Below are 21,956 nucleotides of genomic sequence, written 5' to 3' on the forward strand. Positions count from 1 at the left end.
GCGGGCTCAGCGGGTAGTGGGGGCGGAGACGTCGGTCAGGGCGCGGGTGATCACCCCGGCTGCGGTGGCACCGGAGAACTCGGCGTCGGGGTCCATGACCAGTCGGTGCGCCCACACCACCTCCGCCAGCTCCTTGACGTCATCGGGCAGCACGTAGGGGCGCCCCTGGGCGGCGGCCCATACGCGCGTGACGCGTGCCATGGCGATGGCGCCGCGGGTGGACACACCCAGCAGTGTGTCGGGGGACTCGCGGGTGGCCTCCACCAGGGCGCCGATGTAGTCCAAGATCGAGTCCTCCACGTGGTTCTGGGCAGCGATGTCAGCCATGGAGGCGATCGCGCCGGAGGTGATCACGGTGTCCAGGCCGCGGGACCGGTCGGGTTTGTCTGATCCAGCCAAGATGCGGGTCAGGGCCTCGCGGCTGGGGTAGCCGATGGACGTCTTCATCAGGAAGCGGTCCAACTGCGCCTCGGGGAGGCGGTAGGTGCCGGCCTGCTCCACCGGGTTCTGGGTGGCGATGACCATGAAGGGTCGTCCGGTCTCGTGGCGGACGCCGTCGACGGTGACCGTGGACTCCTCCATCACCTCAAGCAGGGCCGACTGGGTCTTGGGGGAGGCCCGGTTGATCTCGTCGGCCAGGACCACGGAGGCGAAGATCGGACCCGGGTGGAACTCCCAGGCGGTGGTCTTCTGGTTGAAGATGGTCACGCCGGTGATATCGGACGGCAGGAGGTCCGGGGTGAACTGGATACGCGAGTGGCTGCCCTGCACGCTGGCCGCCAGGGCTCGCGCCAGGGCTGTCTTGCCGGTGCCGGGCGCGTCCTCCAGCAGGAGGTGTCCCTCGGAGAGCATGGTGGTCAGCGCCAGTCGGATTACGTCTTTTTTGCCGAGCAGCGCCTCGCCGACATTGTCTACTACCTTGTTAAAGGTCTCGGCGAACCAGGTCGCGTTCTCCTGGGTCATGGACATGTGGTGGGGTTCTCCTTAATGAGGTTCGGTCCGTGTCATGGTAATTTGCACGGAGACCACAGGCTGCGTCTGTGACGCAACCGAGTTGGATAGATGAATGACTCATGATCTACTGCTGCGTGCAGGTGATCTGTCGATCAGCGTTCGGGCTGCGGTGGGGGAACACGTGGCGGCCGCCGCCCTGGGAGTCAACCGTGAAGGACCCGGTGTAGTTCTTGGTCTGTCCGTCTGCGGTATCGCGGTAGTCGTAGTTGCAAGAAACTGTGCTGTCAGGATTGAAGCCCGACACGTCTACCACGATCTTCCAGCAGCGATTCGCCGCGAAGCCGGTCTCATTGAGATCCTGCTGCGTGCAAGTGGACTCGGGGACGGAGGTGTTGATCATGAACGTTTTCTGGGTGCCGACTGCAACAGACGGCTTGGGCAGGGTGACCGCGTTTGAACGCACCGTGGCCGAGGCGATGGACTCCTGGTCATCGACAACCACACGCGCCTCCACGTAGTAGGTGGCGCCGGGAGTCAGGCCGGAGAAGGAGGTGTTGTCATCGTCCCAGCCCTTTACCTGGTTCCCGGCGGAGTCGACGAGCCGGTACTCGATCTCCAGCTCGCCTGCACGCCAGCCGTTGTTATCGGCGGCGAGAGTGGAGGGCGTGGTCACCCTGATCTGGCTGGTGCCATTGGCCGCAGCCACCGGCGCCGACGGTGCCTTGGGCTTGCCGGTGATGCGGAAGCTCGTTGAGCCGGTTGCGGAGGTGGATGAGCCCGCCTGGTTCTCGGCCTTCACCGTGACTGAAACGCTGTGCGTGCCGGTGCCCAGGGATACCGGTACGGTCACTGAGGTACTGGAACCGGCCTGAACGGTCTGTACCACTGATCCGGTAATTGACACGGTGTATGTGACTGCGTTTCCGTTTGCTGCAGCGCTGCCCCAACTGATGCTCAGCTTGCTTCCGCTTCCGTCCCAGCTCACACTGGGCCTGCCCGGGGTACCTGGGGCGCTGTAGGCGGTGGCCGTTGCGCCGGATGAGACCCAAGCGGACTGGCCGGAGCCGGAAACTACCGCACGCACGCGGGCGGTGTAACTGCCCGGCTTCAATGAGCGGAACGCCGCCGAGGTCCCGGACACCGCCTGGCTGGAAACCACACTGCCGTCCTGCAGCAGCTGTACCTCGTAGGTGATGACAACCCCGCTGATGGGGGCGGCGGCGCCCCAGGAGACCGTCACGGAGGCGTTCCCGCCACTGAGGTTAACGCCGGTGGGTGCATCCGGGGTGACGGTCAGCGTCACCGGGGCCGAGGCGGCCGAGGGGGCGGAGGCGCCCACCGCGTTGGTGGCCACCACCTGGAAGGAGTAGGTGCCGCCGGGCGTCAGGCCGGTGGCGGCGCAGGGGGATCCGGCGCAGCTCCAGGAGCCTGCCCCGCCGGTCTCGGTGAGCGTATACCCGGTGATCGGCGAGCCGTTATCCGCTCCCGGTGTCCATGACACGTTCATGGCACTGATGCCGGATGGGCTGGCGGACACGCCGGTGGGGGCGTCCGGCACCGCGGTGACTGTAACCGTGACCGTGCCGGTTACCGCGCGCGCGGCGGAGCCGGTGGCGTCCAGTGCCTCGTAGACCACCACCAGGCGGCCGACGAAGCCGGCTCCGGGGGTAATCGTGAGGGTGGTTCCGGAGGCGGTCACTTCTCCCGTGCCGGAGGTGACCTGCGGCGAGCCGGACAAGGTGATCGGCTGATCAGGGAACGGGTTGGTTACCAGCGTGGCGACGTCGATGCTCACGGGGGAGCCGTCGGAGGAGAGAGTGGCCGGCGCGGTCGTCATGAGTGGCCGGCTGGACTCGGTGACCTGCAGCGGCAGCTCGCCGGTGACCGGCTCATTGTTCCCGTCGTCCACCGTCACCGGCAGCGCGGCGGTGGTTCCCACGGCCGTGCCGGCGTCGGCGGCTACCGTGATCGTGGAGCCGGAAAGCGACGTCGTGAAGCCAACGGGGGCGGAGCCGATCGAGAAGGACAGTTCGTCGCCGTCGGCGTCCTGCGTCATGGTGGACAGCTCCGCGGTGACCGCATCCTCGCCTGCGGCCACCGAGATCCCGGTGGGAGTGAATACGGGAGGCGTGTTGGAGGTTGCCTCCACCACCACCGGCAGGGTGAGGGTGGAGGACAGGGCGGCGTCCCCCGCGGAGTCGGTCACCGTCAGGGTCACGGACGTCTGCCCGGAGAAGCCTTCAGCCGGTGTCAGGTCCAGGCCCTCACCGCCATTGGTGACCGCGGCCGTGTCCAGGCCGGTGCCGGTGCGCACCGTGGAGGCGTCGGTGATAGTGGGGGTGGTATTAGCGTGGGTAAGGATGTAGTCGGCCAAGTTCACGGCTGTGGTGGTATCCGCCGGAATGCGCACCGGGATTGCGGTCGAGTCCAGTCGTGGGCGCAGGTCCTGCCGCGATGGCACCACGATAACGGCATTGCCGGTCAACCCGTCCTGGTCGGTGATCGTGTACAGCACCAGGTGCTGCTCGCTTCCGACGCTGACCTGGATCGAGGAGTCGATCACCTCGGCCTGCGCGTCCGCGGTGGTCACGGTTAGGTCCCAGGGGGAGCCGTCGGCATCCTGGTCATTGTCCAGCACGGAGACAAGCGCCATACCGTCCGCGTTCACCTGGTCCACCGTGACGTAGTCGTCCACGCCGATCGGGCTGAGCAGGGGGGCGTCGACGAGCACCTGGAAAGTGATGGTGCCCACGTCGATACCTCCCTCCCCGTCGGAGACCCGGTAGTGAGCCGTGTAGACCCCCTCCTCGCGGGGCAGCTCGGCCACCACGCGCCCGGAGCGCACGGACAGGGTGAGCGCCGGGTCATCACTGACGGGGGTGTCATCCAGGGTGAGCGGATCGCCGTCGGCGTCGAAGTCATTGGAGACGACATCCGTGACGACGGTACGGTCGGGCTGGGCCACCACCAGGTCGTCGGTGGCTACGGGGGCGGTGTTCGTGGTTGGCGCCGCGGCCACGCCCACGCGCACGGTCCCGGTGGAGCGGGCCTCGAAGCGGTCCTTCACCGTGTAGGTGAAGGTGTCGGTGCCGCTGGTGCCCTCGTGCGGGGTGTAGGTCAGGTAGGTGGAGGAGGCCTCGACGGTTCCCGACGTCGGGGCCTGGTCCAGCCCGACCAGGCTCACCGAGTCGCCGTCGGGATCAATGCCGTCCAGCGGCACGGTGATCGTCACCGCGGAGCCGGCCACCGTGCTCGCCTCCAGGTTCTGCGGGCTGGGGGCGGCGTTGGCGGCGTCGTCACGCGCGCGAACCTCAATGTCTATCTGGCCGGAGGCGGTCTGCCCGGCCGTGTCCGCAATGGTGTAGGACAGAGTGGTGCGGCCCGGAGTATCCGCGGCCTTGAAGCGCACCACGTCTCCGCTGGTCCAGGCGGTGCCCAGATCCGCGCCGGCCACGCCGAGCTCATCGGCCACGCTCAGCGCCAGGCCCGAGGGGGAGGTGTCATTGTCCAGCACCGAGATGGTAACCACGTCCCCCACGCGTACAATGGCGGAGTCGGCGCCGGCGATGGGTATCTGCAGCGCGGCGGTGGTAACCGGCACGACGGTCATGTGACCGGTGGCGGAGGCGGTCCCGTTGGAGACGGTGTACTCCACCTCCACGCTCTGCCCGATCGTTCCGGCCGCGGACACCTGCAGCAGCGAGTGGTCCACGACGGTCACGGTGACGCCCGAGTCGTAGGGTGCGCTCGCTGACTGCAGCACCAGGATCCCGCCGGCCGGATCGAAGTCATTACTCAGCGGCGCCACCGTGGTGGAGCCGCCTTCGCGCAGCAGGGCGGTGTCATTCTCGGTCACCGGGGGCACATCCGGGTCCGCCGGCTCGACGACGTCGATCCTCACGATCCCGTGGGAGATGGCTGAGCCGGAGGTGACGTCGTAAGTGATGTAGTAGGTGTCCGCGTGCTCGGCCGTGAAGGTGAAGGTGCCGGCCTGCTGGTTCACCTCCAGGCTCGTCCCGGCGGGCGCCTCCTGCAAGCCCGCCAGGATCAGCGGGTCGCCTGTGGGGGAGACGTCGTTATCCAGCGGGGAGACCACGGTGGAGGCTCCGGAGACCACGCGCACGTGATCGGCGTTGGCCACCGGTGCGACGGACTCCGCTGCCTGCACGTCCACGTTGATGGTCCCGGATGCGGCCTGCTGGCCGTCGGAAACCACCACGGTGAGCGTGCGGGTACCCGGCGTGCTGATCGTGTCCCGCACGTTGACCGTGCCCTCGTTGGTGGTGCGCACGTCGAAGCCCTCGCCCTGGGCGGATACCAGGTAGAGGGTGTCGCCGTCGGGATCGAGCCAGTTGCCGAGCACGTCCAGGGAGCCGGAGGCGTCCGCGGCGATCACCAGTGTGGGGGTGGAGGTCTGCTCGGGCGCCGCGTTGACGCTCCAGTCGTGGACCTCCACCGTGGCGACGGCGGAATCGGCGCCACCGCGTCCGTCCGACGCGGTATAGGGGATCGTGTAGGTGCCCGTGGCGTCCGGCGGGGTGTCGATGCGCAGCGCCAGCCCGGACTGGGCGGAGGCGACCTGAGCCGTGCCCGTGTCACCGGCCTCGGCGGTCAGTACGTCCCCGTCCGGGTCGGAGTCGTTGGCGAGCACCGGCAGCACCGTGGAGCGGCCCGGACGCACCCCGAAGGAATCGTCATTGGCCTGCGGCGGGTGATTCTCCTCGGTGCGCTCGGGCTGGGACTGGGAGTCGGAGGTCTCCGCCGAGTCGTCCTTGTCGTCTGCCTGGTCATCCGTCTGGGAGGTGATGTCGGTCCAGTCCTCCACCAGCACCAGGTTCTCATCGGGAAGCCATACCGTGCCGTGGGTGATGTCGTTCAGAACGATCGCATCCCGGTTGACGCGGAAGACGGGCCGGGAGGAGGAGGCCAGGGCGGCGTCACTGACGGACTCGGTGTCGCCTCCGCACTGCCGCAGGAAGTGCCCCGAACCGGACCAGGCGCCGTAGAGGCAGTCACCCAGGCGCACCGGCTGGGCGGGTACGCCGACGGCGGCCTCGTCGTCTCCGGAGGCGGGGACGGTGGTGATCGGCGAGCCGTCCAGGGGAACGGACATCAGGGCGGTGCGAGAGGCGACCAGGACCGCGTCCGCGTCGGGGCCGGGTTGCTGAAGTACCAGTCCCGAGGCCCCCAGGTCCGTGGTGGAGCCTCCGGGCAGGTGCAGGATGCCGGTGCCGCGCTCCAGGACCACGGCGCGGCTCCCGACGGCGGTTATGGTCAGGTCCGTGGCATCGGTCAGGTTCAGTGTGCGCGTGGAGGACTTGCCCCAGCCGGAGGCCTCGACGGGAACGGTAGTCAGGGTGCCGGTCTTGGCGGAGACCGCGTGCAGCGACCCGTCGGTGCCCGCCACGGCCACCGCTCCGGGGGCGTCCTCGATCAGGGTGGGCGCGGCCGTCAGTAGGTCAACGGCGCCGACGGTGGTGCCGGTGACCGTGCCGGCGCCAGAGTCTACGGCGAAGACTCGATCGGCGCCCTGGAGCACGCTCACGCTGCTGGGCAGCTGTGTACCGGCGGACAGCGCCACCGCGGTCGGATCCACTGAGGCGACCGTGCCCGCGGCCAGGTCGGGCACCAGCACGTTCTCGCCGCTCTGGGTGACGTCGAAGTCCGCCGATGCGGTGCGGATGGATCCGTCGATCTGCTTTGACGGGTAGTTGAGCCTGGCTACCAGATGCTCGGTGGTGCTGGTGACCCATATGCCGCCGTCGTTCAGGGAGACGTCCGCTTGCGGGACGCCGTCATGCATCCAGGCGGCTGTTCCCAGGGTGAGTGTTGCCAGGACGGCCAGGGCGGCGGAAAGGCGTCTGCGCCGCTGCCGGGACAGGTCCCGGCGTCCCAGGCGGCGTGGCTTCATCAGTGCGGGTAGGCCCTTCATCTTGTCGTGGCTCCGGAGCGGGAGGCTACCTCTTGCGCGAGCATGCGGCGCAGCATGCTGGAGGAGGTCGTGGGCGTGTAGGGCAGGTAGACGACGGTGGCGCCTACCTCTGCCATCTGCTGCTCCAGCAGGTCGCCCTTCTCGGTGCCCTGCCAGTCAGTACCCTTGAACAGGATGTCGAAGGGCTCACGCTGCCAGGCCAGGCGCTTGTCCTGGTCGAAGTCCGGCACCACGGCGTCCACGACCCGCAGCGCGGCAACCAGCGCCATGCGCTCGTCGTGGGGGACGATCGGGGCGCGGCCCTTCATGCGCTCCAGGGACTCGTCGGTTGCCACGCCGGCGATCAGGCGGTCGCAGCGGGTGGCGGCCGCGCTGAGGATGTTGAGATGCCCGATGTGCAGCATGTCAAAGCCGCCGGGTACGTATCCGGTGATCATCAGTACGCTCCCTTGCCGCCGACGACGGCCTTGAAGGTTGACAGGAAAATGCTGGCGTCCAGGCGGGCGCCCCGGTTCTCGACGTAGTGCCGGTCCAGCGCGACCGTGGTGTCCCATGAAAGGTCCGAGCGTCCCGATACCTGCCACAGGCCAGTAAGACCGGGCTTGACCAGAAGGCGGCGGCGGGCCTCGGCGTCGTACTCGGCCACCTCGCTGGGAAGCGCCGGGCGCGGGCCCACCAGGCTCATCTCGCCACGCACCACATTGATCAGCTGTGGCAGCTCGTCGATGGAGGTGCGGCGGATGAAGCGGCCCACGCGGGTGATACGCGGATCGGTTCGATTCTTGAACAGAACCTCGTTGCCCGCGTCACCGCCGGCCTTGACCACGGCCTCGCGACGGGCGTCCGAGTCGGTTCGCATCGAGCGCAGCTTCCAGAGCGTGAAGGGCGCGCCGTCCTGGCCCACTCGGGTCTGGCGGTAGAAGGCAGGGCCGGGGGAGTCCAGGCGGACGGCGATGGCGGCCGCAGCCAAGAGCGGGGAGAAGAGTACGAGCAGCACGGTGCCTGCGGTCCGGTCGAAGATCTCCTTGGCGAGCAGGCGGGTGCGGCGCAGGCTCACGTCGATCAGGCCGGTCCAGCCGTGCGTAACCGGCAGTCCCCGCATGCGCCCCGGAACCACGTCCTGCAGGCCGGGGGCGACCACGAGCCGAGCACCGGTTGAGGTCAGGCCGCGCATGAGGGTTACGAGGTCGTCCGGGCTCACGCCCCCGAGCGTCATAACGACGTCGATGCGCTCGGAGGTGATCATCGCGCTGGTCTCCTCCACGCTGCCGAGGCGGGCGGCGGCATGGGAGCGATTGGTGCTGGAGGAGACGTAGCCCACGATGAGGAAGCCGTCCGCGGGGTGGGAGCGCAGGTCGCGCAGGATGGGCTCGGCGCCGGGGCCCATGACGATGAGGGTGCGCCGTAGGCCGCGCCCCTCCGTGCGCCGTGCCCGCAGCCACCGACTCTCGGTGTATCTGCCGAGGAGGGACAGGGTCAGCTGGGCGCACAGCGGCACGAGCACAGACAGCGCCGAAAGCTGCGGAGTGAGCAGTTGGGCCAGTAGGAGTGCCACCGGAGCGGTTACCGCAGCGGCCAGGGTGACGCGGCCGGCGCCCGAGCGGGCCTGGTCCACGACGTCGACCCCCAGCGCCCCTGCCATCCAGGCGATCGCCACCATCAGTGCGCCGACGATGAAGGCGTGCAGCAGCCGCAGGGGCTCCCAGGGCAGGCAGATGGCGGCGACCCAGATCGGCAGCACTACGGCAGTGAGGTCACCGAGGAACACCCATGACAGCAGGTCCTGACGCATGGTGGGCCAGGCCGTGAACAGTGGGGACTCCAGTGGCGGCAGAAATCGAGCCTTGCCGCCGGACCGCTCCCGCTGCCCAGCGGGCTGCGGGGTGGGGGCTGCGCTGAGCGGGCTGGTCAAGACGACTCCAATGACTTTACTGCCGTAGCTGGAAGGAACTTGTGACGGGAGCGCCGAGGGCTGCTAAAAGTCCCGACATAGTCCGCCGTCGTGCTGTGGTTGGCGCTGAGCGCGGGCTTTTTCGTCGAGCTCCCCGACCAATCTACTACCTAGTTTCCGTCGGTGGGGGAGAACGTGAACAGGTACACAGGAATTGGTTCTTGAATGTGTATCCGTGACGGCTCCGCTGTCGCGGTTGTCGCGGGCGGGGTGGCGCGTCGACAGGTCCGTGATCCGCACGATAGTGCGGATGAGCCTGGCGTCGCCAGTAGGAGATAGGGGGTGCAGAATGTAAAGAACTGGGCATGTGCACGCGGTTGATGTGATAATTCTGAGACGATTATTGGTGGTCGGCATCGCTGAGCGGCAGCATATGAGGGTCGTGCGTCACATTGGGCAACATTTCCGTTACAATCGACAGTGATTCGTAATCCTTCGGCGTTCAGGGTACCGCCGCCTGCGCAGTGCTCCCAGAGTGCTTCCCCGGCCCGCCTACTTGGACGGCGTCCGTCCACTTGGACCGCGTACCCGCCGCTTGTGCTAGGCGGCGGATTGGGAGGCAATGGGCCTGTCGACTGCGTCCCCGTGTGCCAGCGGTAGTGCTTCTTTGCGCGTGCTCGTTCTCCCGCTGCCAGCTTCAGCCTGGCTCGCCCAGCCGCTTACTTGGACCGTGTCTCTTCGCTTGGACCGCGTTTGTCTAGTTGGATCGTCGCGACTGCCTCTGCGGCGGTCCGGGTAGAGGTCTGCGATCCCGAAGGCGGCTGCCGACTGGTTCGTTTGCTAGCTCATCTGGCTTGCGGGTGTCGTGCGTCGCCGGGTGCTGGTTCGTATGCGTGTCTGAGCCTGGGTGGGTTGGCCTGCGGGGAGCGGCGCTTGCGGCGTGCGGGGAGCGGTGGTTGGTGCTTGGGTCTGTGCTGGTGCGGCTGATTGCGTGTTCTGGTCGACGGTTCGTACCTCGTGGCGACGGTTCGTACGTTCTGGCCGACGATTCGTACCCTGTGGTGACGGTTGTACCGTAGGGGTACGTAGCGTCGCCGAAAGGTACGAAGCGTCGGTGCAAAGGTACGAACCGTCGCGCGGGGGCCGTGCCGTCACGCTGGGGCTGTGCCGCCGCGCGGGAAGTGCCGATGTGTCACCCCCGGGGGTCACCCCCGGGGGTGCGCGAGCGAGTCTGACATCGGCGATCAGGGGCCAGATCAACGTCCGTCACCCCCGGGGGTGCGCGAGCGAGTCGGCTCGGTTCGCGGCCCCTCGCAGCAGCGCGTGGCTCGCACGTCGCCTTGGGCGTGGTCCGTACGTGGTTGTCTGTAGCGGCCGACGCCGACGCCGCCCGCACGGCGCCGTGGGGGTGGCGCTCAGGCTCCGCCTCGCCCTCAAAGCGGAACTGCCCAGGGGTCGGCTTGCTAAACGCAAGCAGGGAGCGCGAGCGGCAGCGAGCGGTGGATCGGATTCATGGAGCGTCCCTTCTGAGCGTGGGGCGTCGGGAAGGTGGGAGTGCTCTCGTGGGTGCGGTGGGGATGCCCCGGAGGGGGGTGGTGACGGTGTTCTTGCGGGTGCGGTGGGGATGCCCCGGAGGGGGCGGTGGTGGTTTCTTGCGGGTGCGGTGGGGATGCCCCGGAGGGGGCGGTGGTGGTTTCTTGCGGGTGCGGTGGAACCCCTTGTGAAGCGCGGAGCACCAGGCGCTGATCCCGGTACAAGCTGCGGGGTGGCGTCTCCGGATCGGAGTCGGCAGGACCTGGAATGCTTTGGCGGGGCGGGTGGGTCTGGTCCGTGCGGGGTTATGCGCCGGTTTCGGGGGTACCGCGCAGCGTTGGATTGGGGGTCATAGCCCGCAGCCCGTTCCACGCGAGATTGACCATGTGAGCGGCGACCTCCTCCTTGCTCATCGCCGGGTTGTCCAGCCACCACTGTGAGGGCATCGCCACGATTCCAACCAGCATCTGCGCATACAGCGGAGCGGTGCGCGGATTGATTCCGTGGGCGGAGAAGTGCGTGGCCAGCAGGCCGGAGACCTGGATGGCGACGTCGGCCAGCAGGGTGGAGTAGGTGTCCGAGCCGTGGTTGTCGGCCGTGGCGTGGAAACTGTTGGAGGACAGGATGCGGAACCCGTCGGAGGATTCCTCGATGTAGGTCAACAGGGCCAGCGCGGCGCGCTCAACGATCACCGAGGCAGAGGAGGAGGACTCCAGGGCTCGGGTGATGGTGGTGTAAATGGCCGTGAGCTCGCGGTCCACGATGACCGCGTAGAGGCCTTCCTTTCCGCCGAAGTGCTCGTAGACCACCGGTTTGGAGACCTTTGCCCGATTGGCGATCTCCTCGATGCTGGTAGCCTCGAAGCCCTTCTTGGCGAACAGGGAGCGGGCGACGGTGATCAGTTGTTCGCGCCGCTCGGACGCGCTCATCCGGGTGCGCTTGGAGGCCATACTGCTCATCACTGCTTATATGTGCTCACCCGGTGCGGACCGGGCTTGGGTCGGGGTGGCGGCTACGCCGACGGAAACGCTGGTAACAACCTGCAAACAGTCAGGTTAGGCTTCCGCGTGTAGCAGTCGGAGTCTAGCATGCGACGTCGGTCCTGGCCGGGGTGGGGCGGGACTGCGAGCTTTATGCAACACGCTAGCCATGACCTGCGGAGATGGCGTGGTCGTGGCCGGTTCGGCGGCCGGAGGGTGTCAGACGGCGAGGCCTTCAGGCGCGTGGCGGCAAGGCCGGTCGGTGCGGGGGCTGCGCCCGGCCGTGTCGATGTGAGTCCCGGGCGCAATCCTGCTAGGGTGACAACCTAGTAACGCATCGGCAGTGTTAGCGTAACGACATTCCTGGGTCGTAGCGGCGCCGCCATGGCTTCCGAGAGGAGACGATGTGCACGCACTCAGTCGGAGGCGCCTCATCGCGCGCGAGATTGCGGAGCGCCTGAACCGCGGCCTGGGCTCATTGTGCCTGGTTGCGGCGCCGTCAGTCCCCGGTGTCTGGTCACTCGGTCCCACGCTTGCGGCTGACGTGACTGGACTCCAGCAAGATGTACACGTCATTGAGGTGGACGTGGCCGTGGCCGCCGCGCTCTTGCTCACTCGTCCTGAGCTCGGCCTCGCGGATGCCCTGCTGATCGCCTCCGTCAACCAAGTGTTTGAGGACCTGTGCTCGGACCCCGAGGATACCCACCTGCGTGGACAGCTGGAACGCCTGCGCAATGCGGTCCAGGACGCGTCGAGCTTCCCCGCGCGGGCAGAGGCTGCAGGCGCTTTCGCCGCCGCATGCCGGCGTCCGACGCTGATAACCATTGTGGCCGACCGGGTGTGCGAGGACCTCCCCGCGGGGTACCTGCGGCAGGTAACGGCGGCGATTGCCGCCACCCCGGTGGCGATCGTGGTGCTGGTCCCGCAAGGCGTCAGCGTGGCCCCTGCGGTCCCGCCCTGCTTCTCCATGTCAATAAGCAGGCTGGAGCCCGACGACGCCAGGGCGCTCCTGGTCGCCGAGACCGGGGTCTACGTGGACCCCGCGGTGGCGGGCCGGATTTGCCTCAGTGCGGAAGGCCGGATCGCGGATATCCGCGCGCTGGGAGTCAGCCTGACCGGGGAGCAGCTGGCGGGACGCGAACTTCCCCAGCGTATGCCGGCAGCATCGGCGCAGACACTCCGCACAGTCGCCGAGCAGATCAACGCCCTGCCCCAGGAGCAGCGCGATGCGCTGGTCGCCCTGCACCTGCAGCTGGTTCCTGACGCAGACGTGGTCCGCAGTATCGCCGGCACGGAGCCACCGCAGGGTCCGACGGACCTGCTGCCCGGCACGGATCCCGCCCGTGAGCTCCCAACTGTGACTACGAGCGCCGTCGTCGAGACGGCGACGCGCGAGGCAGTGCGTGACCTGCACGCCGCGCTGGCGGACGCCTATGCCGCTGGCAGCCCCGAGCGCTCCTGGCACCGCGTCAACGCTGGGACGGCCGACGCGGATGACCGGGACCGCCTGCTCGCCCTCGCCGACTCCGAGCTGCAGCGGGGCAGCCTCAGCCTCGCCGGGCGGATCATCCAGGCCCTGGGCCGAAAGCCCGCGGGACACAGTGCGCCGCCCGCTCATGCGGCCGCTCTGGGCCGGTTGCAGGGGCAGCTGGCCCTACAGCTGGGTTGCACACTGACCGCGGCCTCCCGCCTGTACGAGGCGATGGGACGGCCCGGGATGTCTCCCGAGGAGGAGACGGATGTCATCGCAGGCTATATCGCTGCGCGCGGCTGTGAGGGCCTGAGCGTGGGCGAGGACGGCAGGCTGGTTGCGCGTCTCCAGGAACTCGGAGCCACGGCCCCCGCGCATGCCGCGCGCTGCCTGGTCCTGCTTGTCGCCCAGGAGTACATCGCGGGTGAGGTGGAGGGCCCCGGGCACTATCTGCGCGCGGCGGCCCAGCTGCTTCAAGCCGCTGGGGCCGGGACCGCCGACCCGGCCGCCGCGGATGTGCTCGTCCTGGCCCGCGCGCTCCTGGCCCGGGTAGAGGGACGACCCGATGAGGCTGCGCAGCTGTTGGGCGAAGGGACGTCCGCGGTTATTCCCGCTGACACGCCTCGGGGAGACGTCGCCAAATGGGCGCAGGCCGTCATATGCGCGCTGATGGTCGCGGCGCAGGCGCCGGACGAACGCCCCGCAGTGGTGGACTCGGCCCTGGCACTGCTCGACGGCGTCAGCCCGTTCTACGACTCCCAGGCGGTGGCTGTCCGGGCGGTACTGGCCGCCAGGCGGGGCTGGACTCGCCCGGAGCAGGAGGAGCTGGAGGGCGATTGCTACCGAGTCCCGTTACGGGTCGGACTCGCCGGCATGGGAATGACAATGGTTGCGCACAGCGCCATGCTGTTCGGCGGCAGTGCCACCGTATCCACCTGGCGCTCCGCCATGGCACACGCACTGCCCAGATCGAGTGCCTCACCGCAGCAGTTGTGGGTGAGCGTGCTTGAGGCTGCCTCACGCCTGGCCGACGGCGACGGGACTCTGGCCGGGCTCCTGCTCGGCCCTGTAGTCGCGGCGCGCGTGCCGCGGGAACGGCTGCGCGCGGTTTGGTCGAGCATCATCGACATGGTGCTGATCGAACCCGCGCTGCTGCAGCGCGTGCCCGGCCTGACGGACTGGCTCAGCGCGCGGACCGGACAACCCCTGCAGGCCGACCCCGATGACCGGCTGCTCGCTGTGCTGCTGGCCGACGACGCCCAGGCGGTGCCGCTGATCTCCGGCCTGGTCCTGGACACGGTTTGGTCCGGCAACGCGGTCCAGCAGGTGCGCGCCCACATGGCCTGCGCTGCACGGCTTAGGCGCAGCCCCGGGCTGGATGTCACCGAACTGGCAGTCGCCACCGATGCCTCTTCGTCGGCAGCTGTCCTGGAGGGCCGCGCCGCGGAGCTCGCTGACGTAAATGGCATCGTGTTCTGGCGGCGCGTCGCCCGTCGCACGGCGGAGGACGCGCACGCCTGGGCGGTGCCGGGGCCGACTCCTCTCGCCCCGGTGCTGACTGACACGGAGCTACGCGTCGCGCGACTGGCGGCCCAAGGCAAACGCAATAAGGAGATCGCCGCCGAACTGTACATGGCGGTGCGCACCGTCGAGCTGCGCCTGACCGGTGTTTACCGCGCGCTGGGGATTGCCGGGCGCCGGGAACTGCCCAAGGCGCTTGCCGCACACGGCCTCGTCGACGGCTGAGCGTGCTAGCTTGTTACGCTGTTGCACTACTGATTGGAGCTCTTGTATGAGTGCTTCGGCGCCTCAGGCCGGCACCCGTCCCACGATCCGGGAGAACCTCCGCTCCCTGGCCTCGGCGCAGAAGGCGAAGGCGGGGGCACCGCTGTACTCGCGCCTGGTCAACCGGCCGGTGGGACGGTTGCTGGCGGCAATAGCGCACCGCCTGGGCATGACTCCGGACCAGGTGACGGCGATCTCCGCCTGCTGCACCTATGCCGGCATTGTGCTGCTGGCCACTTGGAGTCCGTCCCTGCTCGCGTGCGTGGCCACATCCCTGCTGCTGATGCTCGGCTACGCGCTGGACTCCGCCGACGGCCAGCTGGCGCGGCTGCGCCACGGCGGCTCGAAGGCGGGGGAGTGGCTGGACCACGTGGCCGACGTGATCAAGCTGTCCACGATTCACGGTGCCATCGCCATTGGGCTGTTCCGCTTCGGCGAATTGCCGACGCCGGCGCTGCTACTGGTGCCGCTGGCCTTCGGCGCGGTACAGAACATCCACTTCTTCAGCTACATCCTCACTTACCAGCTGCGCTACGCCGGCGGCACGCCGCTGGCCAAGGACGAGGGCCGCGCGGGTGTGCTGAAGTCACTGCTTTCCGTGCCCACCGACTACGGACTGCTGTGCCTGGTACTGGCGCTGCGCTTCGTGCCGACGGCGTTCCTGTGGGTGTACGGGCTCATGCTCATCGGCTACGCGGGCTATGTGCTCCTGGCACTGCCCAAATGGTACCTGGAACTGCGAGGCCAACGGTGACTTCTTTACTGTCCCCTCTCCGCCTGGTTGCCGGCCCCAAGGCGCTGCTGGTCTACACCGGCCGCCAGGACGGCCTCGGCAACCGGGTGCGGGCGCTGCTGTCGGCGCAGGTCCTGGCCGAGCGAGAAGGGCGCGAACTTCTCTACGTGTGGGGGACGGACCGCTACTTCGGCCCGGCCATGGATGAGCTCTGGCACTTCAGTGCCGGGCGCCGCGTTCCCCGCTGGGCGTCTCGGGCCGTCTCGCCGATCCACCGCTTCTACGGTCCCGGTGCCACGACGATCACAGGGGCCATGCGCGGGGAGCGCCTGTGGCAGATCCGCTCCGGCGGGCAGCCGATCACCTGGGACGCCGATATGCGCCCGTGGACCGAGGAGTTCCGTGCCCTCACGCCGGTTGACGCGATCGCCGAGCGGGTCGGGCGAGTCTTTGACGACTCGCTGCGCGGGCGGCGCTACGTGGGGGTGCAGGTACGCTCCCACGCAGTTTCCCACGCCAAGACCCTGCAGTCCTCCCCGGTGGAGTGGTTCGAGCAGCGTATGCGCGCAGTGCGCGAGCGCTTCCCCGACGTCGGCTTCTACCTGTCATGTGACACCACCGAGGCGCAGGAACACCTTATGAGCCGGTTCGGCGGCTGCGTCGCCCTTAGTGACAAGGGCGGCTACAACACCACTGCGGGCGTGCGCTCGGCAATCGTCGACCTGTACCTGCTGGCCTCCTCCCAGCACTTCATCGCCCCGGCGTACTCGAGCTTCCCGGAGCTGGCGATACACCTGGCGGATCAAGCCATGACTTTCGAGCGCCCCGACCAGCCGCTGGTGGAGGAGCTGCGCCTGGGCTCCGGACTGGTACGTGACCCACTCAGGCCCGCGCTACGCAGCTGACCGGCGGGCTCATGGCCGACGCTGGGAGAGTGCAGCCGCCGCGCCGAAGCGGCAGCCGACTGCGTCCAGGGCTTACGCGGTTATCAGGCCTGCGACCTCCGCGGTCATGGCGGCACGGTAGCCGACGACACTGAAGCGGGACTGCGCCTCCTGCGCCGCCCGGAGGGCCAGACGCGCGGCGAGCTCGGGACTAGCGGCCAGGTCTGCCAGCGCAGTCGCGAGCGCCTGAGGATCGTCCGGGGGCACGAGCAGGCCGGTGACGCCGTCGTCGACCACCTCATTCAGGCCCTGCACCCCGCAGGCCACCAACGGGCGGGCGGCGTGCATCGCCTCCACGGCCGTGTTGCCGAAGGGCTCCTGCCGCGAGGGGACGACGACCACATCCGCCCGGTCGAGTACCGGCCACGTCGGGTGGACGTAACCGAGGAAGTCGGCGTGCCCGGCCAGGTCTGGCGCGGCGGCCCGCTCGCGCAGCTGCGCCTCATACCACTCGTAGCCGGGGAAGATCGAGCCGGCCACCTCCAGGGAGGCGTCCGTTCCGCGTGCCCGCAGCAGCGCGACCGCCTCCAGGAGCACGTCCACGCCCTTACGCGGGGACAGCCTGCCCACCATGGCGATGCGCAGGGGCGCAAGGGGGTCGCGTACCCGCAGCGGGGTCGGCGGCTGCGGCGGGCCCGCCACGCCGTTGTGCACCACCCGGGTGCGTCCGGCCAGCAGCGGCTGCGCGGACAGCAGTGCGCGCCGGGCCGCCTCGGAGTTGGCCACGATCCGGGTGGAGGCGAGCAGCGGCGCGTTCAGTCCCGCACGGATGAGCAGGTGCTGGGTGTCCTCGGCCTCGTGCACGTGGCAGAGCACGGGGATGCCGGCTGCGCGTCCCGCCAGCGGCCACCACGGGATCGTCACCGTATTGGCCAGCAGCAGGTCGGCGCCACAGGCCTTGACCAGGCCGCGCAGCCGGGCGAGTTCGCCGGGCGCCCGCGCCGCCAGGCCCGCCAGGCCGCGGGGACTCAGCAGTGCCTTGCGCAGTACGGTGAAGGGGACGACGGCGACGCGCGCTCCTACACCCTTGAGCACCGGGACGAGCGGGCCGTCGGCGGGCAGGGCGACGTTGACGCGGTAGCCGGACTCGATCAGCCCGGTGATGGTCTCCACCAGCTGCCAGTCCGAGCCGTACAGGTCCGGGGATGGGTGGGCAACCAGCACCAGGGGAGAGGCGGGTGAGCCGGCGCGGGACGAGGCGGGAGCACTCATGCGGGGAACGCCCCCGTCCTGCGGCCGGAGGGACGCCGATGTAGCGGCCCCTGCTCGGCCAGGCGTCGGCACAGCGCCTCGTAGCGATCGGTTACCTGCTCCCAGTCGTACAGGGCGGCCCGGCCGCGGGATAGCTCCCCGCGGTGTGCCTGCGCATCCGGATCGGCCTCCGCGGAGCCGACCAGGGCGGTGACGTCAGCGGCCGTGCCCCAGTAGCGTCCGGCGTCGCCGAGGACCTCCCGGTTGAAGGACACGTCGAAGGCGTCCACGGCGGCCCCCGCGCCGATGGCCCGCAGCAGTGAGGGGTTGGTGCCTCCCACGGAGTGCCCGTGGTAGTAGACGAGGGCTCCCGCGTACAGCTGGTCCAGCAGCTCCTGGTCCCAGACGCCGCCGAGCAGGCGGACACGGGTATCGGCCAGCTGCTCGATCCGGGCGGTGTACTCATTGGCGTAGGGGGCCGAGCCGACGACTACGAGCGGCAGGCGCGCCTGCGAGCGGACGTAGCCGTCCACGATCACGTCCACGTGGTTCTCGATCTCGAAGCGGGCCACTACTAGGTGGAACCCTCCGGCTTGCAGCCCCAGCTCGGCCAGGCGGTCGGTGCCGACGGCGATCTGCGGCGCCCCGTAGACGATCAGGTCCGTATCCGCCTTGAACTCATCGGCGTAGTAGTCGGCGATGCCCTGGGCGTCGGCGATCAACGCGTCCGAGTAGCGCACGGCCAGGGACTCGGCCGCCCGGTAGTAGCGCCTGCCCGTGGGCCCCCACTTGCCGCGCCGCCACTCCAGGCCGTCCACGTGGGTGGCCACGGGGATGCGGGCGGCGCGCAGGACGGGCAGGAAGGGGGAGTTGGCTGCGTTGAAGACGATGGCGACGTCCGGGTGCACGCGCTCCAGCAGGTGCCGCACCGACAGCGCCGTGTGGGAGAGCGTCTCCAGGGAGCGCTTCCTCAGGGCCGGCAGTTCCACCACCCGCATGCCCTGGTGCATGCGGGGCAGCGACGTGTCCGGGTCGGGGTTGCGGGAGTAGACGAGTACCTGGTGGCCCCGCTCGGCCAGGCGCCGCCCGACCTCCTCGATGGCGGTCTCGAAGCCCCCGTAGCGTGCGGGCACGCCGCGGGTGCCGAGCATGGCGATGCGCAGTCGGTCGGGCCGCGCCGCGGAGGCGGTGGAATCAGCGGTCATTAGGCCTCTCTCGTTGGGTGAAGCGTTCCCGGTGGACGAGCCGCAGCCCGTCAATCGCCCCGCGCACGGCGGGCACCAGAGTGGTGGTGGGGTGGGTGAGTAGCTGGCGGCGGCCGCCGCGCAGGAGGATCCGCCAGGACTCCTGGGGGGTGCGCCGCACCCAGCGGGCGAGCTCCCCGCGGCGCGCCCAGCGGGTGCCCAGCAGCAGCCGGTTGCGGACATTCCAGTAGTAATAGGCGGCCGAGTGGCGCTTCCCACCTGCGCGTCCACCCGAATCGGTGCCGGCCGCGCCGTCAGGGGCCGTCGGCTCGCGGCTGGGGCGCTGCGTGCCGCCCTCCACATGGCGGGCGACGATATCGGTGTCGTTGAGCAGGCGCCCGCCGGCGGCCAGCACGCGCAGGGAGAAGTCGACGTCCTCCCAGTACAGGAAGTAGTCCTCCGCCAAGCCGCCGGCTGCCTCCCACAGCCGACGGGAGACCGCGAGGCAGGCGCCGGTCAGCCACTCTGCGTGCCGGTGCCCCGCGACCAGGGCGGCCCGCGGGGAACGAGTGGCGCCGTCGGTCAGGTCCACGCGATACCCGTAGAAGACCGGCTCATCGGCGGCGTCGACGATCAGGGGGGCCACGAGCGTCATCGGATCCGCCTGCACATGCGCCACAAGCGCGGCGAGCTGATCGGGGGCGATGGTCGCGTCCGGGTTGAGGATGACGAATGTATCGGCGCCGGCGTCGAGCGCGGCCCGGATTCCCCGGTTCACCCCGGCGCCGAAGCCCAGGTTGGCGTCGGGCAGTACTGTCAGCCAGCCGTGGGTACGCGCCTGGGAGATGACGGCGGCGCGCTCGGCGGGCGTCGTCGTGTTGTCCACGACCACTACCCTGGGCGCCCCACCCCTGGCGAAAGCGCCGGGGGAGAGGGGGACGAGGTTGGTCTCCAAAAGCTCGTGCGATCCGTAGTTGACGACTATGACTGCCGTGGAGGAGAGGTCTGTCATGCCAGCCGTGTCTTCTTGAGCGAGTCCAGTTGGGGGTGCGACGGCCGGTACAAAGATGGTGTCTCAGCCGGACCATGTACTTAGGGCGATGGTACTATGCCGAGACCGTGCACGAGTGGTCTGCGCGCAGGTGGACTACTCCCGTGATTCGTTGGGAGTTCGCATGCCCGCACAGCCGATCAGCCTAGACGTGGCGGTGTGTACCTATAGGCGGCCCGAGGGCGTGGAGGAGCTGGTGCCGCAGCTGCTGGCACAGCTGGATGACGCGGAGAAGCTCCTGGGCGGCGGCAGTGCCCGGGTGGTGATTGTGGACAACGATGCCGCAGGAACCGCCCGTGACCGTCTTGCCGGTCAGGCTCAGGCCGGAGAGCGGCTGCACGTGGTGGTGGAACCCGAGCCGGGACTGTCCGCGGCACGCAACCGCGCCCTGCGCGAGGCCTCCGGCCGGGATCTGCTGGTCTTCATTGACGACGACGAGCGGCCGTGCGAGGGGTGGCTGGCCTCCCTGGTGGCGGCGTACCTGCAGACGGGGGCGGCCGCGGTGGCGGGTCCGGTGGAGCCGGTTTTTGAGCAGCGCCCGGATCCGTGGGTGGCATCCGCGCCCGTATTCCGCAGCGTGCGGCGCCCCAGCGGGACCCCCGTTCGTAGTGCGGCCACCGGCAACCTGCTGCTGGACCTGGCGGTGGTGCGTCGGCTGGGGCTCGAATTCGATCCGCGCTTTGCCTTCACCGGCGGCGAGGACACTTTCTTCACCCGAGCGCTGGCCGCGCGCGCCGGTGCACTGATTTGGTGCGACGAGGCTGTGGTGACCGAGTCGATTCCCTCCGAGCGGGCCCGGCGCGAGTGGGTTCTCAACCGGGCCCGGCGCAACGCCGAGACCTGGGCGTGGGTGCGGCTGCTGGAGGCCAGTGGTCCGCGGCGCGCCGGGCGCCGCCTGGAGTTCACCGCCCGGGGCGCACTGCTGTGGCTGGTCGGCTCGGCTCGCGCCCTAGCGTCCCTGGGCGCGAGCAGTGACCGCCAGGCGCGCCGGGCGCAGCATGAGCACCGCGCCGCGGGTGGCCGTGGCATCCTGCGGGCGACGCTGCGCGGGCCGACGACGGCGCCGTACTCGCGCACTCGCTGAGTCGTGCTCAGCCCAGCCGGGTGCTGCCGATGCCGTCCCGGATAATGGTGGTGTCCTCGGCCGTAACTGGCCCCTCGCCGTCCGCTTCTTCAGACTTACGGCGCGAGTAGTTGATCGCCAGCGCCACGGCCAGCCCGGTGGCCCCGCCGAGGATACCGCCGTAGAGCGTGTTTCGCTTTCGTGAAGGTGCGGACGGCGACGCGGGAAGGGAGGCAGTGTCGACATCCGTGAGATTGAGGGAGGCCTCTTCCTGGACCCGTACTGAGAGCGTGCCTATGATCTTGCGAATCGCCTCGATCTCGGCGGCGGCTATTCGCTGTGCCCTCTCGGGGGATGAGGCCTTGGCTGACACTTCAATTATCAGGCTATTCTCCGTGTTTGACACGGAGACCGACTGCTCAATCTCGGCCTTGTCGATGCCGGTGGACTCGGAGACCTCGGTAAGCACCGAGTTGGAGGTGCCGATCTTTACCAGGGTGGGCATGACGGCGGTGATGATCGTGTTTGCGGACGTCACGCTGCTCGCGCCGCTGTTGCCCTCCGCGGCTACGAGGCCGCTGGCCGTGGAGACGTACACGGGTGACCCCAGCGCGGCGAGGCCCAGCCCGATAAGGGCCCCGATGACGGTGTGAATAAGAATTAGGGGGGCGTGTTTCCACAGTAGAGTAAGGATGTCGTCCGTGTACATGGTGCCCCTTAACGTCTGATTATTGGATCTGCCGCCCGGCGGATTCCCAAGCATCTGGATGGATAGTGTGTACAGGCGCGGCGAGAGGCGATGGCGGCTCTGACGCGCTCGTGGTTGCGTGCCGAGCAGGAGTTGGCCGTTGAGCGAGCCCGCTGTCCGGGGCGATGCTACAACGTGGACCGGCACGATCGGGGCCGGTTCGGGGAATCTCACCTCCGTGATCTCGTTTACCTCAATGCCTGTGCACTTCAGTGCCCGTGAAGGCTGTGGGCGCAGTATACAGGATTGTTGCCGAACCTGTGTCGGTTTGCTGGAGGCTGATCTGCGAGGGGCACAAGATGGTCGCGGCTGAGTGTCAATAGCCGATTCGTCTCAGCGATATCGCCGGTTGGTGCCATGGATCGGCGTTGTTACGCGGTGCGTGCGGCGTGCACTCGGCCACGGCGGCGCCGGTGGCAGTACCTGTGCGACTGGCTGCGGGTGACCGCCTCGTGCGGGCGGCGTCGGCGGGCGCGGGGCCAAGGGCGGGCTGGGA

The 21,956-nt window shown here is 68.9% G+C and carries 13 protein-coding genes; 4 read left to right on the forward strand and 9 right to left on the reverse strand.

Features of this window, described 5'->3' with window-relative positions:
• Positions 1 to 6: 6 nt before the first annotated feature.
• The 5 genes from GZ998_RS07955 to GZ998_RS07975 all read right to left on the reverse strand — a co-directional run bounded on the left by GZ998_RS07955 (position 7) and on the right by GZ998_RS07975 (position 11,260).
• Positions 7 to 969, reverse strand: a complete 963-nt coding sequence (locus GZ998_RS07955) for a MoxR family ATPase (protein WP_161923573.1) — start codon at positions 967 to 969, stop codon at positions 7 to 9.
• A 109-nt stretch (positions 970 to 1,078) separates the two neighbouring features.
• The gene (locus tag GZ998_RS07960) at positions 1,079 to 6,886 is read right to left on the reverse strand and encodes a fibronectin type III domain-containing protein (protein WP_219109536.1); all 5,808 of its coding nucleotides are present in this window, start codon (positions 6,884 to 6,886) and stop codon (positions 1,079 to 1,081) included.
• On the reverse strand, positions 6,883 to 7,323 hold the full coding sequence (locus GZ998_RS07965; protein WP_219109537.1) for an adenylyltransferase/cytidyltransferase family protein: 441 nt from the start codon (positions 7,321 to 7,323) through the stop codon (positions 6,883 to 6,885). Before GZ998_RS07965 ends, GZ998_RS07960 begins: the two co-directional genes overlap by 4 nt.
• Positions 7,323 to 8,798 carry a sugar transferase gene (locus GZ998_RS07970; RefSeq protein WP_257505601.1) on the reverse strand — a complete coding sequence of 492 codons (1,476 nt, stop codon included), beginning with the start codon at positions 8,796 to 8,798 and terminating at the stop codon, positions 7,323 to 7,325. The genes GZ998_RS07965 and GZ998_RS07970 overlap by 1 nt, the downstream gene beginning before the upstream one ends.
• Positions 8,799 to 10,615: 1,817 nt before the next feature.
• Complete coding sequence (locus GZ998_RS07975) at positions 10,616 to 11,260, reverse strand: TetR/AcrR family transcriptional regulator (RefSeq protein ID WP_202616301.1); 645 nt, start codon at positions 11,258 to 11,260, stop codon at positions 10,616 to 10,618.
• Between the two features lie 436 nt (positions 11,261 to 11,696).
• Here GZ998_RS07975 and GZ998_RS13335 point away from each other — a divergent pair, with 436 nt between their 5' ends.
• Genes GZ998_RS13335 through GZ998_RS07990 form a run of 3 tightly spaced genes read left to right on the forward strand, consistent with a single transcriptional unit; the run spans position 11,697 to position 16,184 of the window.
• Positions 11,697 to 14,507: a LuxR C-terminal-related transcriptional regulator gene (locus GZ998_RS13335; RefSeq protein ID WP_219109538.1), complete on the forward strand. Its 2,811-nt coding sequence runs from the start codon at positions 11,697 to 11,699 to the stop codon at positions 14,505 to 14,507.
• 46 nt (positions 14,508 to 14,553) lie between these two features.
• Complete coding sequence (locus GZ998_RS07985) at positions 14,554 to 15,300, forward strand: CDP-alcohol phosphatidyltransferase family protein (RefSeq protein WP_161923577.1); 747 nt, start codon at positions 14,554 to 14,556, stop codon at positions 15,298 to 15,300.
• Positions 15,297 to 16,184 carry a hypothetical protein gene (locus tag GZ998_RS07990; protein WP_308807189.1) on the forward strand — a complete coding sequence of 296 codons (888 nt, stop codon included), beginning with the start codon at positions 15,297 to 15,299 and terminating at the stop codon, positions 16,182 to 16,184. The genes GZ998_RS07985 and GZ998_RS07990 overlap by 4 nt, the downstream gene beginning before the upstream one ends.
• 72 nt (positions 16,185 to 16,256) lie before the next feature.
• On the opposite strand, the gene GZ998_RS07995 is transcribed toward GZ998_RS07990, so the two are convergent.
• Genes GZ998_RS07995 through GZ998_RS08005 form a run of 3 tightly spaced genes read right to left on the reverse strand, consistent with a single transcriptional unit; the run spans position 16,257 to position 19,610 of the window.
• Complete coding sequence (locus GZ998_RS07995) at positions 16,257 to 17,435, reverse strand: glycosyltransferase family 4 protein (protein WP_161923579.1); 1,179 nt, start codon at positions 17,433 to 17,435, stop codon at positions 16,257 to 16,259.
• Complete coding sequence (locus GZ998_RS08000; RefSeq protein WP_257505605.1) at positions 17,432 to 18,619, reverse strand: DUF1972 domain-containing protein; 1,188 nt, start codon at positions 18,617 to 18,619, stop codon at positions 17,432 to 17,434. Before GZ998_RS08000 ends, GZ998_RS07995 begins: the two co-directional genes overlap by 4 nt.
• The gene (locus tag GZ998_RS08005) at positions 18,609 to 19,610 is read right to left on the reverse strand and encodes a glycosyltransferase family 2 protein (RefSeq protein ID WP_219109540.1); all 1,002 of its coding nucleotides are present in this window, start codon (positions 19,608 to 19,610) and stop codon (positions 18,609 to 18,611) included. The genes GZ998_RS08000 and GZ998_RS08005 overlap by 11 nt, the downstream gene beginning before the upstream one ends.
• Positions 19,611 to 19,773: 163 nt before the next feature.
• On the opposite strand from GZ998_RS08005, the gene GZ998_RS08010 reads away from it, so the two are divergent.
• Positions 19,774 to 20,733, forward strand: coding sequence for a glycosyltransferase family 2 protein (locus GZ998_RS08010; RefSeq protein ID WP_162678745.1), 960 nt, complete (start codon positions 19,774 to 19,776; stop codon positions 20,731 to 20,733).
• 7 nt (positions 20,734 to 20,740) lie between these two features.
• On the opposite strand, the gene GZ998_RS08015 is transcribed toward GZ998_RS08010, so the two are convergent.
• Positions 20,741 to 21,421 carry a YveK family protein gene (locus GZ998_RS08015; RefSeq protein ID WP_162678744.1) on the reverse strand — a complete coding sequence of 227 codons (681 nt, stop codon included), beginning with the start codon at positions 21,419 to 21,421 and terminating at the stop codon, positions 20,741 to 20,743.
• Between the last annotated feature and the right edge of the window lie 535 nt (positions 21,422 to 21,956).

Source organism: Actinomyces sp. 594 (genome assembly GCF_019325145.1).
Taxonomy (GTDB): Bacteria; Actinomycetota; Actinomycetes; order Actinomycetales; family Actinomycetaceae; genus Actinomyces.

Excerpts from the sequence above, each read along its gene's own strand:
- GZ998_RS08010 (WP_162678745.1), top strand. The coding sequence starts at position 19,774 with ATGCCCGCACAGCCGATCAGCCTAGACGTGGCGGTGTGTACCTATAGG.
- GZ998_RS07985 (WP_161923577.1), top strand. The coding sequence starts at position 14,554 with ATGAGTGCTTCGGCGCCTCAGGCCGGCACCCGTCCCACGATCCGGGAG.
- GZ998_RS07995 (WP_161923579.1), bottom strand. The coding sequence starts at position 17,435 with ATGAGTGCTCCCGCCTCGTCCCGCGCCGGCTCACCCGCCTCTCCCCTG.
- GZ998_RS07975 (WP_202616301.1), bottom strand. The coding sequence starts at position 11,260 with ATGGCCTCCAAGCGCACCCGGATGAGCGCGTCCGAGCGGCGCGAACAA.
- GZ998_RS07960 (WP_219109536.1), bottom strand. The coding sequence starts at position 6,886 with ATGAAGGGCCTACCCGCACTGATGAAGCCACGCCGCCTGGGACGCCGG.
- GZ998_RS07965 (WP_219109537.1), bottom strand. The coding sequence starts at position 7,323 with ATGATCACCGGATACGTACCCGGCGGCTTTGACATGCTGCACATCGGG.
- GZ998_RS08000 (WP_257505605.1), bottom strand. The coding sequence starts at position 18,619 with ATGACCGCTGATTCCACCGCCTCCGCGGCGCGGCCCGACCGACTGCGC.
- GZ998_RS08005 (WP_219109540.1), bottom strand. The coding sequence starts at position 19,610 with ATGACAGACCTCTCCTCCACGGCAGTCATAGTCGTCAACTACGGATCG.
- GZ998_RS07955 (WP_161923573.1), bottom strand. The coding sequence starts at position 969 with ATGTCCATGACCCAGGAGAACGCGACCTGGTTCGCCGAGACCTTTAAC.
- GZ998_RS08015 (WP_162678744.1), bottom strand. The coding sequence starts at position 21,421 with ATGTACACGGACGACATCCTTACTCTACTGTGGAAACACGCCCCCCTA.